Below are 14,878 nucleotides of genomic sequence, written 5' to 3'. Positions count from 1 at the left end.
CGCTGTAACTGTTCGCCGGGGGCGTCTCCGAGAACGTTCTGGCGAGTTGCCAACCGGGATGCGGCGTTCATGCCGCGCTCCCGGCTCTGTCGTGTCGAAACTCACACCACGTCTTTTCGCCTGTACTGCCCCACCTGTCCGAGTAAGCCTCGACCAGTGCCATTCCTCGGCCGGACGTGTCGTCCGGTCCCGGCTGCTTCAGCACCGCCGGCGCCGGATTCTCGTCGGTCACGGATACGGAGATCGTCCCGCTCACAACTCGGATCTCAAGCTCAACTTCGCCATAACCGTGTTTGATCGCGTTCGTGACGAGTTCCGAAACCACCAACACCACGCTGCTGGCAACCGGCCCCGTCAGACCGAACCGACGCAGAAAGGCCGCCGTCGAGGCCCGCATACGCGCGACCGCCGAGGTGTCGGGCAGGAAGGCGGCCCGGAATGCGTCTGCCCCTATGGGTGCAGTGGATTGCCGGGGGGCCCGGGTGTACCGCTTGGTGCACGTTTGAGAGGTGGTGCTCTGGCTCATGAGGGCCTCGGCTTCGTGGGGATTAGCAGACCGTGCCTCGCCAGTCCAAGACGCTCATCGTGGTGACGGCGAGGGGAGATCAAGGTTCCCCCTGGGACTCGGAGCCCACCATGTCACCGTGGGTATCACCTGCGTCGCCGGCGGGTGACGCGGGTATCACCAACATGTCATCTGAGCCCCACTTGGCTTCAAGATCTCTTACCGGCAGCGAAGTTGGGCAATAGTTGGACCGCGGGGCCTACACCCTGGCCGAGACGGGCCTCCTCATTGCCACCGGCCAGAAGGGAGCCGTTGGAGATGGAAGTACGCACACTGCTTCAGCTGCTGACCTGGGAACGCGGCTGGACGTACGCCCGCTTCAGGAGAGAGTACGAGAAGGCCGCGAAGGAGATATCTGCTGCAGCCGGCGAGCCCCCGTCCACGGCAACGGTAGAGGAACAGACCTACCGCCGGTGGACCGGCGGCAAGGTGAGGGGGCTCCCCAATCCGCCTGCACCCGAAATTCTGGAGTACATGTTCGGGCACAGCGCCCGTGCTCTCCTAAGCGCGCCGCCAAGCAAGGAGCCGCCGCCGGGTGCCGGCTTCGTATCCACGATCAATGAGAGTGATCTTGCAATGACTGCTCGGGATGCCGCTTCGCACGCTGGGGACGCCGCGTCCCTCAGCGTGCCGGACATGACACTCGACCAGCTTGACGACGACATCGTCTCCCTGGCACGCGAGTACAGCCGAACGTCCCCCTTCGAGGTCTACCGGAGGGCGAAGGAACTGTTGAGCATCGCGCAGTCGATGCTGGAACGGACTCAGGTGCCCCGCCAGCGGGAGCGCGGATACCTGGCGGCTGGCCAGTCGGCCGCTATGCTCTCCGCGATCTGCTTTGACCTGGGGTCACTCCCGGCTGCCGTTTCTCTATCCCGTACAGCAGCGTTGTACGGCCAGGTGATCGAACACGGCCCGCTCCAGGCGTACGCACACGGTGCCCTTGCGTTCCTGTCGTACTGGGGTGGTCGTCCGGCGGAAGCCGTCCGCCTGATCCGAACTGCGCAGCAGTTCGGAGGGCTCGGCGACACGGCGATGACGCGCCTGTTCGTCATCGAGGGCCGGGCCCACGGACACCTGGGAGATCACGCGGCAGCGCAGCGGGCAATACGGAACACCCTTGAACAGGGCTCCGGATCGCGGGACGAACTCCATGATGACGTCGGCGGCGAGTTCGGGTTCCCGAGTGACCGAGTGGCCATGAGCAACGCGACTACCTACCTGCTGCTTCGAGATGCCGATGGCGCCGAGGAAGCTGCGGAGCAAGCCCTTCAGCTCCTCGACGCCAAGCCGGAGAATCAGCGACCCCTGCTCATCTCGACCCAGACGTACGTGGACCTTGCACGTGCCCGACTTCTGCGAGGCGAACTCGACGGAGTCCAGGCAGCGCTTGAGCCGGCCTTCAGCGTGCCGGCTGAGTGGAGGGGAGCTGGGACACTCGAACGCATGGCGGCAGTCCGCGCCGGGCTCGCCCACGCGGATTTCCGCGCTGCCACGGAGGCCATCGAACTTGGTGAGCGAATCGAGGACTTCACGGCAGCGGCGTCAGCACAACGGCTAACGGCTACACCACCATTGGCCATCGAGCCCTGACAGTCACGAGCTCAACTTCGCGAGGATCTCTTCCTCCTTCTCAGACGAGATGCCGTGCTCAGCCCAACGAGGGTGCTCGACCGGCACACCGCCTGATTGCATCCACTCCCACGTAGCGGCCACGGTCTCTGCCAGAGGCCGACATCGCAGCCCGGCCGCGTGCGCCCGAGTCGAGTCCACGTTCCAGGCCCCGGCATGGGTGCGCCACAGCGGAAGTTCGGTCCACTGCTGCACTCCATGCTCGACCAGCAGATCATCGGGTGCCCAGGTCAGTCGTCCGTTGCTCCCTGTGGCATCGAGGCAGGACGTAAGGAATCCGCCCATCGTCTCCCGGCCCAAGGGAGCAGTGACGTTGAACTCTCCGCCATCCGAGGAGGCCGCCTGATCGAGCGCGAAGGCGGCCACATCGCGGACGTCCACGGGCTGTATCGACTTGTCGGGGTTGCCAGGAGCCAGGATCGTCCCGCCCTTGGCCGTGCGGCGCAACCACCAGGGAAGGCGCCCCACGTACTCTCCGGGACCGAGGATCACCCCAGGGCGCAGGATCGATACGCGTTGCGTACCGAACGCCGCGGTGGCAGCGCGCTCCGCGCCCGCCTTTTGCCGACCGTAGTACCAGTCGGGTCCGTCCCAGTTCGCCGGCAGCCGTCCGTAATTCACATCGGCGTCGGGCGGTGCGTCCAGCAGTTCGGACGACTCGATCAGTGGCTCGTCTGGCCACCCCCGGTAAGCGTTCACGGTCGAGATATAGACGTATCTACCCGCTGCGGACTCCAGAACCTGGGCCCCGGCCAGCACATCACGGGGGGCCAGCTCGGAGGCCGACGTGTCGATCACGGCGTCCCAGGGCCCTTGCTCTCCCAGGCGAAGCAGGTCCGCGTGCACGGTGCGGTCTCCGCGGACCTCGCGAGTCCCCTCCGGTGCGGTACCGGACCTTCCTCTGTTGAAGGCAGTCACCGACCAACCACGATCAAGTGCAGCCTGGGCAACGGCACGCCCGAGGAACCACGTTCCGCCAAGCACGAGAATCTTCATGGTGCTGATCCTGCCCGTTCGCTCCGCCCTTGTGCTATGGCTTTGTTGACCAAGATCTTGCCGAACGCGGAGTCATCGAACGCTAAGGGCTGTCCCGCAACGTTGAGGGAGGCGGTGGAGGGGCCTTGACCCCTGATGTTGAACACACGAGACACTGGATCCTGAGGACCTGAGGACGGACATCTCGTGGTCATGAAGAACTATCCGCCGCAGTTCAAGGCGGACGCGGTCGCGCTGTACGAGTCGCGGCCCGAAGCGACGATCAGGTCGGTCGCAGCCGATCTGGGGATCAACCCGGAGACGCTGCGGAACTGGGTTCGGGCAGCCGGGGTGAGCCGTCCCCGAGGACGGCGGACGCAGGAACCAGCCTTGCCGCCGGCACCGCTGGAGGCGGAGAACGCCGCCTTGCGGAAGAAAATCCGTGAGCTGGAGGAGGAACGGGAGATCCTGCGCAAAGCGGCGAAGTATTTCGCCGGGGAGACGCGCTGGTGAACCGCTTCCAGTGTGTCGCCGACCTCCAGCGCCGCTACGGCGTGAAGCGGCTCTGCAGCATCCTCGGTGTGAGCCGCTCGAGCTTCTATTACTGGCGCCGGACAGCTGCGAACCGGGCCGCCCGGCAGGTGGCCGACGCCCGCCTGGCGGCCCGGATACGGGCGGTGCACCAGGAATCGGACGGCACCTACGGAGCCCCGAGGATCACCGCCGAGCTCCGCGAGGAGAACGGTGTCGCGGTCAACCGCAAGCGGGTCGCCAGGATCATGCGGGCGTCCGGGATCGAAGGAGTCCGGTTGCGCCGCCGACACCGCACCACCGTCCCCGACCCGGCCGCCGCCAAGGCCCCGGACCTGATCGGCCGCGACTTCACCGCGGACAGGCCGAACACGAAGTACGTCGGTGACATCACCTACCTGCCCGTCGACGGCGGGAAGTTCTGTTACCTGGCGACCGTCATCGACCTCGCCTCACGCCGTCTGGCCGGCTGGGCGATCGCCGACCACATGCGCGCGGACCTCGTCACCGACGCCATGGCCGTTGCGATCCGCACCCGCGGCAGCCTTGCCGGATCGATCATGCACACCGACCACGGAGCCCAGTACACGAGCAGGAGTTTCGCCGAAGCCTGCAGGTCAGCAGGGGTTCGGCGAAGCATGAGCGCGGTCGGGTCCAGCGCGGACAACGCACTCGCCGAGTCCTTCAACGCGACCTTCAAACGCGAGACCCTGCAAGGACGGAAGAGCTGGCCGACCGAGCGCGAGGCCCGACTCGACGCCTTCCGATGGCTCCACCGCTACAACACCCGACGCCGACACTCCCGCCTCGGACAACGATCACCCATCGCCTTCGAGAACGCCCTCCATCGCACACCAACTACGCTGGCACAAGCCGCATAACCCGTGTTCAGGATTCGGGGTCAAGGCCCCCGCCGAGGTCACCCTTTACCTCGGGCACTCCGAAGTCACCTTGGCGACCGGCGCGGACAAGCCCAAGGCGACTCGCTACATCGACCTCGGCGGCGGCCAGACCGCCATCCAGAACGACGCCGGCGTCTACTCACTCACCATCGCCGACCATCACGGCACCGGCCAGCTCGCCATCGACGCGACCAGCCTGGCCCTCACCCAGCGCCGCACCCTCCCCTTCGGGGCTATCCGGGGCGAGACTCCGACGAACTGGCCCGGCACCAAGGGCTTCGTGGGCGGTATCGACGACACCGAGGACACGGGACTGACTCACCTCGGCGCCCGCGAGTACGACCCCGATACAGGTCGTTTCATCAGCGTCGACCCGCTGTTCCAGAGCGACATGCCACAGACTCTCAACGGCTACAGTTACGGCGCCCAGAACCCGACAGCGCTCTCCGACCCGAGCGGACTCGGAGTCCCGGAGTGTCACACAGGTGAGATCACCAGCTGCCAGAACGGCGTCCCCGGCATGAAGAAGAAAAAGAAGCCGGCCAAACCCTCGACGAAGAAGCCGGGTAGCAGCAATGGTGGCGGCGGTGCAGTGTCCAGCCCACCGCCCTGCTACGTGTGCGCCCCGCCCATCTTCAACAGTCTCGGCGGGACCGGAACCGGAGCCGGACCTCTCGTCGGTCCTCAGCCCAAGGTCCTCCCCTACGTTCCGATCCACATAGCCAGTCCTGAATACCTGCGTGAGCGTGACTGCGCGCTGATGACCATCGACACGCGGTGCAATCCTGAAGACGCGATCCGGGGCGGCGGCGACTGGGGGCTGGTCCCGATCGGCTTGAGATGGGCCCTCGGTGCCAACGAACCCTCAACGGTCTACGGAGAAGGAAGCAAGGTCGCCCTCCAGGTCGCATCGTCCGACCTGATGGCAGAGCAGAGGAAAATAATCGCCAGTCGGTATTACGAGAAGGGAAAGACTGAAGGCGATTTGCCCTCAAATTCAATATCGGAAAAGAGTGACAAGTTCGGGCAATTCATGGCCGACGCGAGATCCATGGCAACCGGCGACACCAACGTCGCGACCGCAGTACTGGGATCGTACAGTTCGAGATTCGAAATCATCAGAGCAAACTCGTTCGGGATTCAGGCTCGAATCACGGTGAGCAATACCATGTCGATCTCCTCCTTTGCGCACGTCGCAACCGGCTACAACACGCCAGCCGACCGTTTCATCCAGCGAAATTACGACAGCGACGGCTTCATGGGATTCGGAAAAGCCCACGACATGACCATCACTTTCCGCACGGTCATATACAAATATTAGATACAGCACCCGGATGCCTCGAACAGAAATCCCCGAAAGCGATTAAAATGACACACGCACCCGACATTCGCCCCCACCTGCGCCCAGCGGTCCGGCTCACTCGCGCCGCCCTGGCGCTGGCTTTGGTGATTTTCTGTGCAGCGTGCTCCGTCCTGCGGGACGAATCCGCCAAGTTCCCCGCAGGGCGAGTCATGAGCGCCGAGGAAATTCCTAAGAAATGGGAGGACGGATCCTCGTACGTCGAGCTTCTGAAAAACGGAGACTTCCAGGCGAACGAACTTGAATCCGAATTCTTTCAATGTCATCCGGGCGGCGTTTACTCAAAAACCGGCAAGGGGACGTGGAGCAGCGCGAAAGAAATGGAGGCGACCACAGTTTTCCTGACCTTCGAGGACGGATGCGAAGCGACCCTGTGGTTCGGCGAACTCAAGGGCAAAACCACCTTGTGGAAAACCGTCAAGGGTAGGGATCAAGATCTCGTGATGCTCTGGTAGTTCCCAGGGGGGGGCGTCCGGGTTTCACCGCGTGACGGCCCGCCGGAAGCACCGGCGGGCCGTCACGCGTTTCCGTGCCCGGTCCCGGCGCCCGTCAGGTGGCCACGGCCGCCGCGGGCTTCCGGCCGGCCAGGGCTCCGGTGCGGGAGAGGGCGCGGACCGCGAGCGCGCAGCCCAGGCCCGTCGCGGTGAGTGTCGCCCAGACCAGCCAGGGCGCGTGGTGGCGCTCGGCGAAGTCCCACGGGTCTGCCGCACGATCGGGTGACATCTGAACTGGCTTGCCTTGTATGGCAGGTGGGAAGGATGTCGCTGTGCCCAAGCCTTAGAAGTCATCTCAATTGGCGATCGAGCCGCCCGTGCAATGGGAGACCAGGCGCAGGCCCGTTGACTTGACCGTGATGTGAGACTTGCAGCATGGACATGGGGCGTGAGTCGCGGTGGGAAAAGGACGCAATGACGGTGGAGATCGTTTTCGCCCTGGTGACTGCCGCCGTGCTGGCTGGGGGGATCTTTGCCGTCGCCTGGGCTCTCGTCCTGGTCCTTGACCTCTCTGGCTCAGCAGAGAGAGGCGTGTTGGTAGGGGGTGCACTGCTCGGAGCGGTTGCCGGAGTGTGGCGTCTGGTACGGGTGCTGCTTCGGTTCGACGAGCAGCGTCGAATGGGCCACTGACTACGGCCCTTCCCCTTTGCGGTCGGTAGCCTCCCGGCGTCAGGATCGTTGAGCGGCTGGTGCCAGATGAGTTGTGGGAGTTGTTCCAGCGGGTGGTGCCGGAGGCGCCGTCACGGCCGCAGCGTGGTGGTCGGCGTCGGCACGGCGACCGGGAGGTGCTGGCGGCGATAGTCTTCGTGGCCACGTCGGGTTGTACCTGGCAGCAGCTGCCTTCGGCGTCGTTCGGCCCGTCCGGAGCCACTGCCCACCGGCGGTTCTCGGAGTGGTCGAAGGCCAGGGTGTGGGCCAAGCTCCACCGCCTGGTCCTCGACGAACTCGGTGCCCGCGGCGAGCTGGACTGGTCGCGGTGCGCGATCGACTCGGTGAACATGCGGGCCCTGAAAAGGGGGACCTGACAGGTCCGAATCCTGTCGACCGGGGCAAGTACGGCTCGAAGATCCACTTGATCACGGAACGGTCAGGTCTGCCCATATCCGTTGGCATTTCCGGGGCCAACCTGCACGACAGCCAGGCCCTGATCCCGCTCGTCAAGGGCATCCCGCCGATCCGCTCGCGCCGCGGACGGCGCCGGCGCAAACCCGCCAAACTCCACGCCGACAGGGGCTACGACTACGCCCACCTGCGGCGATGGTTACGCCAGCGCGGCATCACCCACCGCATCGCCCGCAAGGGAGTCGAGTCCTCGCAACGGCTGGGCCGCCACCGCTGGACCGTGGAACGCACCATGTCCTGGCTCGCCGGCTGTCGTCGCCTACACCGACGCTACGAACGAAAGGCCGACCACTTCCTCGCCTTCACCAGCATCGCCTGCACCCTCATCTGCTACCGCAGACTCGCCAAATGAGATGGCTTCTAAGGCCGTCGGGGAGTGCGCCTGCGGCGAAGTCGTGTTGTACGCAGGAGTTCACAGCAGCGTCCGGCCGACGGGCGCCGACGGGAGGAAGGTCCCGGGTAGGCCATCCGGCACGGCGTCAGCCCTGGGGTCCACGACGGGGAAGCCGGGGGGTATCGGAGTCCTGGGGCTGCCCAGGGCGCGCAGGCACACACGGTCGCCGCGGAAGCCGGTGCGGGCATGGAGCCAGCGGCTGTTGTCGATGATGTAGCCCTGGCCGGCGTTAAGGGTGATGCGCTGCTGGACGGTCTCGATCGCGGTGCGCAGGTGGGCCAGGTGCGGCTGGAGAAGGGGGCTGAATGCGGCGAGGGCGTTTTGGCGTAGGCGGATGGTGATCCGCTCGCCTCGGTGGCGAGTGAAGATCTGGGAGGGGTGTCCGCCGCCGTCGCCGTAGAAGGCCGTACCGGGAAGCGTCATCATCTCCAGGGCCTGAGGTGCGCGTTCGAGGAGGAAGGTGTGGAGGGCCCGACCATCGGTCAGGAGCACGTTTCCGCTGGAGTCCGCGGGCTGCTGGCAGACCAGCAGCATCAGACGGGGCGGGCTGGGGAGGCTGGAGCGTTCGGTATGAGCGAGGAGTTCCCCGGTACCCAGCCCCGCCAGCCCAGGCCGCTGAGAGGAGGCGCCTCTGTCGCGGATGGTGGTCAGCGCGTCCGGGTCGCTGTCGCGGTGCGATACCAGCGTCATCACCTGCCGGGCGAACGAGAGGACCTTCGTCCGCGTGTCCAGGCCCTCGACGGTGGCGATACCCCGCGTTCGCACGAGTTCCATCACGGTGGTGATCTGGCCGAAACCGGTGGCGAGGGGCGCGGCGTGTGCCTCGAACAGGGTGAGCGAAGGGGGCGTCATCGACGTGCTCCTCTGAAATCGGGCTGGACGTCCAGCCTCCGGACGAGTGGCGGTCGGGGTAAAGCGACAGACTGTCGATCCGGACAAAGGTGGCAAGCCGGGCTTCGCTCTGCGAGCGAGTGCTACGTTCCGAGGGACATGCCCGCCCTCACATTTCAGGGACAGCCCGTGTACAAACCGTCGCTGTGGCCGGTATCCGTCAAGGGCGTTGCCCTCGACTCCCAGGCGCGAGTGCTCCTGCTGCGCAATGAGCGAGGTGAGTGGGAACTGCCGGGAGGCCGACTGGAGATCGGACCTGAAGGCCACGGATCGGCACCGGCTGACGAAAGCCTCAACGCCACTTTGGAACGGGAGTTGCTCGAGGAAAGCGGCTGGACGGTCAAGGCCGGCCCTCTGCTCGACGGCGGTACCTGGATCTACGAGCCGTTCCCCGGCCGTCGGGTCCTGATCGTTACCTACGGCTGCACGGTCCTGACCCCCGACCATGTGCCGGTTCTGAGCCACGAGCACAAGGAGATCGGGCTGTTCCACCAGCACGAGATTGCTGGCCTGACCATGCCCGAGGGCTACAAGCACTCGGTCGCAGCTTGGTACGCCCACCCTGGAAGGTAAACCGCCATGGACATCACCACCTCCGCTTCCGGGTCGGCCATGCGTCGGTCGGCGAGGCTGGTCTCCTGGCGCTGGGCAACGCCGGAGGCCCAGGCCGTCCTCGCCACCCGCAACCTGGCTTCGATCTTGAAGTACTACCGGCGCGTCCACGGCATCAGCCAGCTGCAGACCGGTGACCTTCTGGGCTACGACAAGACGTACGTCTCCGCGCTTGAACTGGGTAAACGGCAACTGAGTGATGTCGGGAGCCTGCGTCACGTCGCTGAGCGGCTCGCTCTGCCCGCGCACGTCTTGGGCGTCACCGACCCTGACGATACCGACCACCGGGCCATGGTCCAGTTCGGTGCTTCCACCGTGCGGCTCGCCGAGGTCGCCCGCCAATGCGGGCATGCGGCCGAGGCCGTTGCCGAACTGTGGCCGCTCGTCGCTCGGCTGGAAGCCCGCGCCCGGGGCGGAAGCACCGAACGCGATGTCCTGCGACTCCTCGCAGATGCCCGGCTGAGTCTCGGAACGGCCCTGGGTAACGTGATGCCCGAGGAACGGCTGGCCACGGCCGCTCACTGGACCGCCAAGAGCCTGGATGTCGTCCGCGCCTTCGACGACCGGGCCCTGACCACCACCGCCCTGCGTATGCACGGCAACGAGCTGCGCAAGGCGGGCCTGCTCGGTGCCGCTGTCGACCGGCTCACCCAGGCGGCAGCCACTGCTGCAGACGCCGAGCAGCGAGCCGCGGTGCTGCCGCTCCTGGCACGTGCCGCTGGCGCCCTCGGCAACGCGGCCCTGTTTGACCACACCGTCCGCGAGGCCCACCAGCTCCTCGACAGGGTCCAGCACACCAGCCTCGTCAATCCCAGCGCCCTCTACCAGATCCGCCTTCGGGGCCTCGTTTCCACGGGCCGCACTCGCGACGCGATACGGCATGCCGAGTCCGCCCCGCCCGCCCCGACCATCGCGGTCGCACCCCAGTGGCGTGTCATCGAACTCATCACCACTGGCCGCGTCCGCCTCCTTGCCGGCGACAGCCACGGCGCTACTCAGCTTCTGGCCTCGGCTGTTCGCGAGGCTCAGGCCCAGCGTCTTCCTCATCAGCTCCAGCGCGTCCAGAGGACCACCGCCGGCGCGCTGCCCGACACCCATGACGCCGCCACCCACGCCCTTAGGCAGCTCCGCGTCGAGATCGCCGCATAGCCGAAGACGGGTGCCACGCAACGGGGGCGGAGCCAGACATCCTGTTCCCATCGGGGCATCTCCTCTCGGGACCGGCAGATCAAAACGGCCTGTCACCAGCGCAGTTCGACGGCTGACGGCTGGTGCAGTGCCACGAGTCTGGATGCGTGTCGGCTTCGAGGGCATCGCTGCAGCGATATCGATCTCCACCTAGCCTGGTATCACGGCTGGGGCGAGCTGGATCGTGACAGGAAGAGCCGAGGTGGACATGTCGGGGAGACCAGGGCGCGCGTGCGGGCGGTGCGGGCAGCCGCTCAGCCGGTACAACCCGGATACGCGCTGCTCCACCTGCGCCCGAGCCGATGCGTCACCGACCATCCCGGACCGGGCATGGCGCGACGAGCAGGTACATCGGGCCCTTGCCGCCTGGGATTTCGGGGCGGTCTTACGTCTGGTCCGGCGCCGTTCCGGGCTTTCGCAGAAGGCCGTACGGGAGCTGACCGGACTGACCCAGGGCTTCATCTCGGACCTGGAGCGCGGCCTCAAACAGGTCAACGGGCGGGACACGATCATCGATGTCCTGACCGGACTGGGGCTTCCCTCTGACCTGCGCCCGCTACTCCTCGTTCCCTTCGCACAGGCCGACTCACAGCGACTCGTCGAGGCCATCGACCCGGCTCTGCCGTGGACTGCGGCTCGTATGGTGACGTCACTTGAAGCAGCCGTCGAAGGAGCCATGAACGGATTGAACCGTCGCAGCGTGATCGCCGGCCTGGGCGGGGCCGGTTTCACGCAGTACATCTTGCAAGCAGCCATCGCCCCTCCTGAGGCCGTCGCCGCCACCGCCCGGAACGGAATCAGCGTCTCCGGCCAACTCCTCACCAGCCTGCAGTCCACCACTGACGCCCTGCGCCAGGCCGACGCCAGCCACGGCAGCGGCAACCTGGCCCGAGCCGCTACAGCGCACCTCAAGGTCCTCCTTCGGCTCCTGAAGGAAGGTGACTTCAACGAGGCGACGGGTCGGCGCCTCGCATCGGTGACTGCGGACACTGCAATCCAGACCGGCTGGTACCACTTCGACAGCGGCGCCCACACCGTCGCCCACAACCTCCTCCTCGGCGCCCTGCGGGCTGCCCATGCCAGCGGCGACAGCAGGCTACGGGCCGGGGCTCTGTCCTTCCTCGCTATCCACGGCTACTCCGCCGGCGACCCCCGTGAAGCGGTCACCGCCGCGCGCACCGCCCGCCAGGTCATCGCAGACCAGGACGCTCCAGCCCTGCATGCCATGCTCCTCACCCGCCAGGCCCGCGGGCACGCGCGCCTGCGCGAAGACCGCCTGGCCCACATCGCGCTGGAAGAGGCACAGGTCCTGTGCGCCCGCGGGCGCGGAGAGGACGACCCGCACTGGCTGTACTGGATCAACCCTGGTGAGGTCATGGGCCAGACCGGCAGCTGCTTGCTTGACCTCGGCCGTCCCGAGCAGGCTGCCGAGGCGTTTGCCGGCGCCCGCAATGCCTTCAGTCCGGACGAGATCCGCACACGCGCGCAGTTCCTCTCCCGCGCCGCCACCGCCCAGATGCGCGCCGGCGACGTCGACGCCGGATCTGCCACCGGACACGAAGTCCTTACTCTCGTTGATGGCGTCCGATCTGCGCGCCTGGACGACAATCTCGCCGCGATGCTCGCCGAAGCCCGCCGCTACTCCTCGGCGGCACCCGCCCTGGAACTCGTCGACCGCGGTCGGGCCATCATGGAAGAACGTGCCGCATGATCCTGGTCCTTTGGGATATTGACCGTACCCTCGTCTACACCGGTGACATCGACCGGCGCGTCTACAAAGAGACGTTCACCAGCGTCGTCGGCCGCCCTCCGACAGCTCTGCCCGCCCGTGGTACCGGGGTCACCATGCCCCTGGCCGTCCGCGAACTTCTGCGCGTCAACCGTGTTCCCGAGCAGAGCGTGGAGACGCTGGCGGCCCGCATCATTGCCGAGCTTCCCGACCGTCTCGCCGGCCACCGGGAGCTGCTGGCCACCGAGGGTGTCATCATGCCTGGAGCTGTGGACGCGCTCGCCGCGGTCCAGCAAGCGGAGCACCTGATCCCGACCGTCGTCACCGGCAATCTGCGGGGCAGCGCCGAGACCAAGCTGTCGGAGCTGGGCCTCGTGGGCTACCTCGACACCACCATCGGCGGCTACGCGTCCGACGACCCCCACCGTCCGGCTCTCGTGCGTTTCGCACAAGACCGAGCAGCCGCGAAGCATGGGGGCCGGTTCAGTCGCGACAACACGGTGATCGTTGGTGACTCGCTGGAAGATGTGCGCACCGGCCTGGAAGGCGGTGCCAGGGTCGTCGCGGTCGCCTCAGGTACCACCACCGACCAGCAACTACGCGACGCAGGAGCACAGCACGTACTGCCGGACCTCACCCACACCGCCAGCCTCCTCCGCCTCATCGACCAGGCCCAGACTCCCTAGAGAGGGCGGGACGCCGACGCGGGTCGCCCCAGGGGGCTTGGGATGAGTTCCTTCCGCGACGGCGTCGTGACCGTGAGTAGAGGATCGCTGCCGAGGCCGAACTACGCGCCGCCCTACCAGCTCGGCCGGCTCACGGTGTCCACAGCGGGGAGACTCGCCGCGGCGTCGAAGAGCTGGCCACCAGCGACGCTACGCCCCCAGGCACACCGAGTTCCCCCAGAGCCCAGTCGAGCGAATCAGCTTCGGCGTCGCACATCCTGGCAATCAGGGCGGTCTGTTCAGGCAGAAGGATCCTCCTGGGGATCACGATCGTTTCGCGAACCCGGTCGAGAGGCAGGCCCCGGCGGAAGCCCTGCGCGGCGGGGCGAAGCGCATCCTCGTTCGGCGGAAGTGGGAAGCATCGCCGGGCGCCGTTCGAGACGACGATCCCGGCGACGTGGACGTACTCCGCCAGCAGAGGCCCCAGCAGGTCTGCGAGCGCATCGGTCTTGGCGGCGAGCGACATCTCGGCGAAGGGCGTCGGGAAGTGGAAGAGGCCGCTGTGGTCCTCGACCCAAATCCACGCCGTGCCCGCTCCCGTCGTCTTGACGCACTTGCCGCGCACCTTGCCCAGGAGCCTCCTGCCCTGGTCGCTCTCCACGGTGTCCCCAGACAGGATGGTGCCCAGGGGCGCCTTGCCGGGGTGGACGGTCAGCCGCCTTCCGGCGTTGCTGAGTACGTCGATCGAGTCCCCTGATTCCGCACACCGCTGAGCGGCCTCCGCGGCCCGCCTTTTCCAGCTCTCGAAGTCGTCGCCGTTGAGGTGTTCAGGGAAGTTGCCTTCCCAGTGGATCTCACGCCCCCTGTCGAGGGCGAAGAGGTGCATCCGGCAGTCGTTCCGGAAGCGCTCGTAGTCCTTGAACTTCTGGTCCTCGGCGAAGGTGACGACCTCGATGAAGACGCGGTCGATGCGGACGTCACCGGGGCCACCGCTGTCCTTCGCTGGCTCCAACTCGACAGGGAGCCCTCGGGCCGCTCCCATGAGTGCGAGCCGGGCCTGGGTTTGGGTGTGCAAGAAACGAGACAGAGTGACGTCCTGGCGGGCATCCCGCTTGACCGTGGCCAGTCCGCGTACCCGGGCCTTCTCCAGGTAGGCGTACGCGGCCCACCACCTCACCGCTTCCACCCATGCTCCTGGCGCGGCTCCGCTCGTGAACTGCAACACCGGGGAGGACCTGCCCAGACCCACGAAAGCGTCGCCGGTCCGACCCGAGGCAGAGGAAGGACTCACGGCCCTGGGCAGCCAGCGGCTGTCGAAGAAGGCGGTGAGGCCGGCCACCGCGCGTTCGGTCACGGCATGACCGGCGGCCGTGAGGTAGTCGGCGCCCTCCGGGCTACCGAACCACGCCGCCCAGTCGATCGGCCGGAGGCCCTGGTCGATCGCCCGCCATATCTCTTCGTCACGAAGGTGCATGCCCGTCATCATGTAGCACCCGCAGACGCGGGCGCGGGATTTTCCCGAGGCCCCAGCGCCTCTTTCCGGCCCGCCCTGGACCAACCCTTCCGGTTCCCACACCACAGCACTTGGGGACAGCGGCCGGAGAATACAGGCCATGACCCCTCCGGTGCCCGTTTGCGGGGAATCTCTTATCGTGCCCAAAGCGGGCGGCTCCCCGCTGGGAGACAGCGGGCATTCGCTCACGGCAGACGACATTCAATTGCAAAAGACTGGAACCTCGGGCGGATTCATGTCAACGTACAACGTCTCGGAAAATACCAGTTCAGAGGAGGGGTGCTCGACGAGTAAGGCTCGGAAAG

At 66.5% G+C, this 14,878-nt stretch carries 15 protein-coding genes; 10 read left to right on the top strand and 5 right to left on the bottom strand.

Features of this window, described 5'->3' with window-relative positions:
• Positions 1–67 precede the first annotated feature (67 nt).
• Positions 68–526, bottom strand: a complete 459-nt coding sequence (locus B9S64_RS02485; RefSeq protein WP_103493593.1) for an ATP-binding protein — start codon at positions 524–526, stop codon at positions 68–70.
• A gap of 297 nt (positions 527–823) precedes the next feature.
• Between B9S64_RS02485 and B9S64_RS02480 the strand changes: the two genes are divergently transcribed.
• On the top strand, positions 824–2,158 hold the full coding sequence (locus tag B9S64_RS02480) for a hypothetical protein (RefSeq protein ID WP_258038042.1): 1,335 nt from the start codon (positions 824–826) through the stop codon (positions 2,156–2,158).
• A gap of 3 nt (positions 2,159–2,161) precedes the next feature.
• On the opposite strand, the gene B9S64_RS02475 is transcribed toward B9S64_RS02480, so the two are convergent.
• A complete protein-coding gene (locus tag B9S64_RS02475) occupies positions 2,162–3,193 on the bottom strand; it encodes an NAD-dependent epimerase/dehydratase family protein (protein ID WP_103493591.1) in 1,032 nt (343 codons plus the stop codon).
• 186 nt (positions 3,194–3,379) lie between these two features.
• Here B9S64_RS02475 and B9S64_RS02465 point away from each other — a divergent pair.
• From B9S64_RS02465 to B9S64_RS34110, 3 genes are all read left to right on the top strand, one after another.
• A protein-coding gene (locus B9S64_RS02465; RefSeq protein WP_103493589.1) for an IS3 family transposase occupies positions 3,380–4,584 on the top strand; the annotation gives its coding sequence in 2 pieces (ribosomal slippage) (positions 3,380–3,671 and positions 3,671–4,584; 1,206 coding nt in all).
• Between the two features lie 70 nt (positions 4,585–4,654).
• The gene (locus tag B9S64_RS35370) at positions 4,655–5,926 is read left to right on the top strand and encodes an RHS repeat-associated core domain-containing protein (protein ID WP_309136899.1); all 1,272 of its coding nucleotides are present in this window, start codon (positions 4,655–4,657) and stop codon (positions 5,924–5,926) included.
• A 47-nt stretch (positions 5,927–5,973) separates the two neighbouring features.
• On the top strand, positions 5,974–6,420 hold the full coding sequence (locus tag B9S64_RS34110; RefSeq protein WP_146060183.1) for a hypothetical protein: 447 nt from the start codon (positions 5,974–5,976) through the stop codon (positions 6,418–6,420).
• A 94-nt stretch (positions 6,421–6,514) separates the two neighbouring features.
• Here B9S64_RS34110 and B9S64_RS02455 read toward each other — a convergent pair whose 3' ends face one another.
• Positions 6,515–6,688 (bottom strand): hypothetical protein, encoded by a 174-nt coding sequence (locus tag B9S64_RS02455; protein WP_181012444.1) that lies wholly within the window; start codon positions 6,686–6,688, stop codon positions 6,515–6,517.
• Positions 6,689–6,834: 146 nt separating this feature from the next.
• Here B9S64_RS02455 and B9S64_RS02450 point away from each other — a divergent pair, with 146 nt between their 5' ends.
• A complete protein-coding gene (locus tag B9S64_RS02450; RefSeq protein ID WP_181012443.1) occupies positions 6,835–7,089 on the top strand; it encodes a DUF6332 family protein in 255 nt (84 codons plus the stop codon).
• 44 nt (positions 7,090–7,133) lie between these two features.
• A protein-coding gene (locus tag B9S64_RS02445; protein ID WP_181387641.1) for an IS5 family transposase occupies positions 7,134–7,933 on the top strand; the annotation gives its coding sequence in 2 pieces (ribosomal slippage) (positions 7,134–7,473 and positions 7,473–7,933; 801 coding nt in all).
• Between the two features lie 60 nt (positions 7,934–7,993).
• Here B9S64_RS02445 and B9S64_RS02440 read toward each other — a convergent pair.
• Positions 7,994–8,827 carry a TauD/TfdA family dioxygenase gene (locus B9S64_RS02440; protein WP_103493586.1) on the bottom strand — a complete coding sequence of 278 codons (834 nt, stop codon included), beginning with the start codon at positions 8,825–8,827 and terminating at the stop codon, positions 7,994–7,996.
• A gap of 138 nt (positions 8,828–8,965) precedes the next feature.
• Between B9S64_RS02440 and B9S64_RS02435 the strand changes: the two genes are divergently transcribed.
• The 4 genes from B9S64_RS02435 to B9S64_RS02420 all read left to right on the top strand — a co-directional run bounded on the left by B9S64_RS02435 (position 8,966) and on the right by B9S64_RS02420 (position 13,081).
• Positions 8,966–9,439 (top strand): NUDIX domain-containing protein, encoded by a 474-nt coding sequence (locus tag B9S64_RS02435; RefSeq protein WP_103493585.1) that lies wholly within the window; start codon positions 8,966–8,968, stop codon positions 9,437–9,439.
• A gap of 6 nt (positions 9,440–9,445) precedes the next feature.
• Entirely contained in the window at positions 9,446–10,627 is a 1,182-nt protein-coding gene (locus tag B9S64_RS34290) for a helix-turn-helix transcriptional regulator (protein WP_181012442.1), read from the top strand.
• Positions 10,628–10,874: 247 nt separating this feature from the next.
• Positions 10,875–12,377: a helix-turn-helix transcriptional regulator gene (locus B9S64_RS02425; protein ID WP_103493640.1), complete on the top strand. Its 1,503-nt coding sequence runs from the start codon at positions 10,875–10,877 to the stop codon at positions 12,375–12,377.
• Positions 12,374–13,081, top strand: coding sequence for an HAD family hydrolase (locus B9S64_RS02420; RefSeq protein WP_103493584.1), 708 nt, complete (start codon positions 12,374–12,376; stop codon positions 13,079–13,081). Before B9S64_RS02425 ends, B9S64_RS02420 begins: the two co-directional genes overlap by 4 nt.
• 130 nt (positions 13,082–13,211) lie before the next feature.
• Here B9S64_RS02420 and B9S64_RS34285 read toward each other — a convergent pair whose 3' ends face one another.
• Positions 13,212–14,534: a hypothetical protein gene (locus B9S64_RS34285; RefSeq protein ID WP_181012441.1), complete on the bottom strand. Its 1,323-nt coding sequence runs from the start codon at positions 14,532–14,534 to the stop codon at positions 13,212–13,214.
• Between the last annotated feature and the right edge of the window lie 344 nt (positions 14,535–14,878).

It is taken from the genome of Streptomyces sp. SM18 (genome assembly GCF_002910775.2).
In the GTDB taxonomy this organism is placed as follows: Bacteria; Actinomycetota; Actinomycetes; order Streptomycetales; family Streptomycetaceae; genus Streptomyces; species Streptomyces halstedii.
Note: the sequence above shows the minus strand (reverse complement) of the source record. Positions and strands in the feature narration are given on the sequence as shown.

Coding starts and splice junctions, on each gene's coding strand:
- B9S64_RS02485 (WP_103493593.1), bottom strand. CDS start 526: ATGAGCCAGAGCACCACCTCTCAAACGTGCACCAAGCGGTACACCCGG.
- B9S64_RS02480 (WP_258038042.1), top strand. CDS start 824: ATGGAAGTACGCACACTGCTTCAGCTGCTGACCTGGGAACGCGGCTGG.
- B9S64_RS02475 (WP_103493591.1), bottom strand. CDS start 3,193: ATGAAGATTCTCGTGCTTGGCGGAACGTGGTTCCTCGGGCGTGCCGTT.
- B9S64_RS34110 (WP_146060183.1), top strand. CDS start 5,974: ATGACACACGCACCCGACATTCGCCCCCACCTGCGCCCAGCGGTCCGG.
- B9S64_RS02455 (WP_181012444.1), bottom strand. CDS start 6,688: ATGTCACCCGATCGTGCGGCAGACCCGTGGGACTTCGCCGAGCGCCAC.
- B9S64_RS02450 (WP_181012443.1), top strand. CDS start 6,835: ATGGACATGGGGCGTGAGTCGCGGTGGGAAAAGGACGCAATGACGGTG.
- B9S64_RS02440 (WP_103493586.1), bottom strand. CDS start 8,827: ATGACGCCCCCTTCGCTCACCCTGTTCGAGGCACACGCCGCGCCCCTC.
- B9S64_RS02435 (WP_103493585.1), top strand. CDS start 8,966: ATGCCCGCCCTCACATTTCAGGGACAGCCCGTGTACAAACCGTCGCTG.
- B9S64_RS34290 (WP_181012442.1), top strand. CDS start 9,446: ATGGACATCACCACCTCCGCTTCCGGGTCGGCCATGCGTCGGTCGGCG.
- B9S64_RS02425 (WP_103493640.1), top strand. CDS start 10,875: ATGTCGGGGAGACCAGGGCGCGCGTGCGGGCGGTGCGGGCAGCCGCTC.
- B9S64_RS02420 (WP_103493584.1), top strand. CDS start 12,374: ATGATCCTGGTCCTTTGGGATATTGACCGTACCCTCGTCTACACCGGT.
- B9S64_RS34285 (WP_181012441.1), bottom strand. CDS start 14,534: ATGCACCTTCGTGACGAAGAGATATGGCGGGCGATCGACCAGGGCCTC.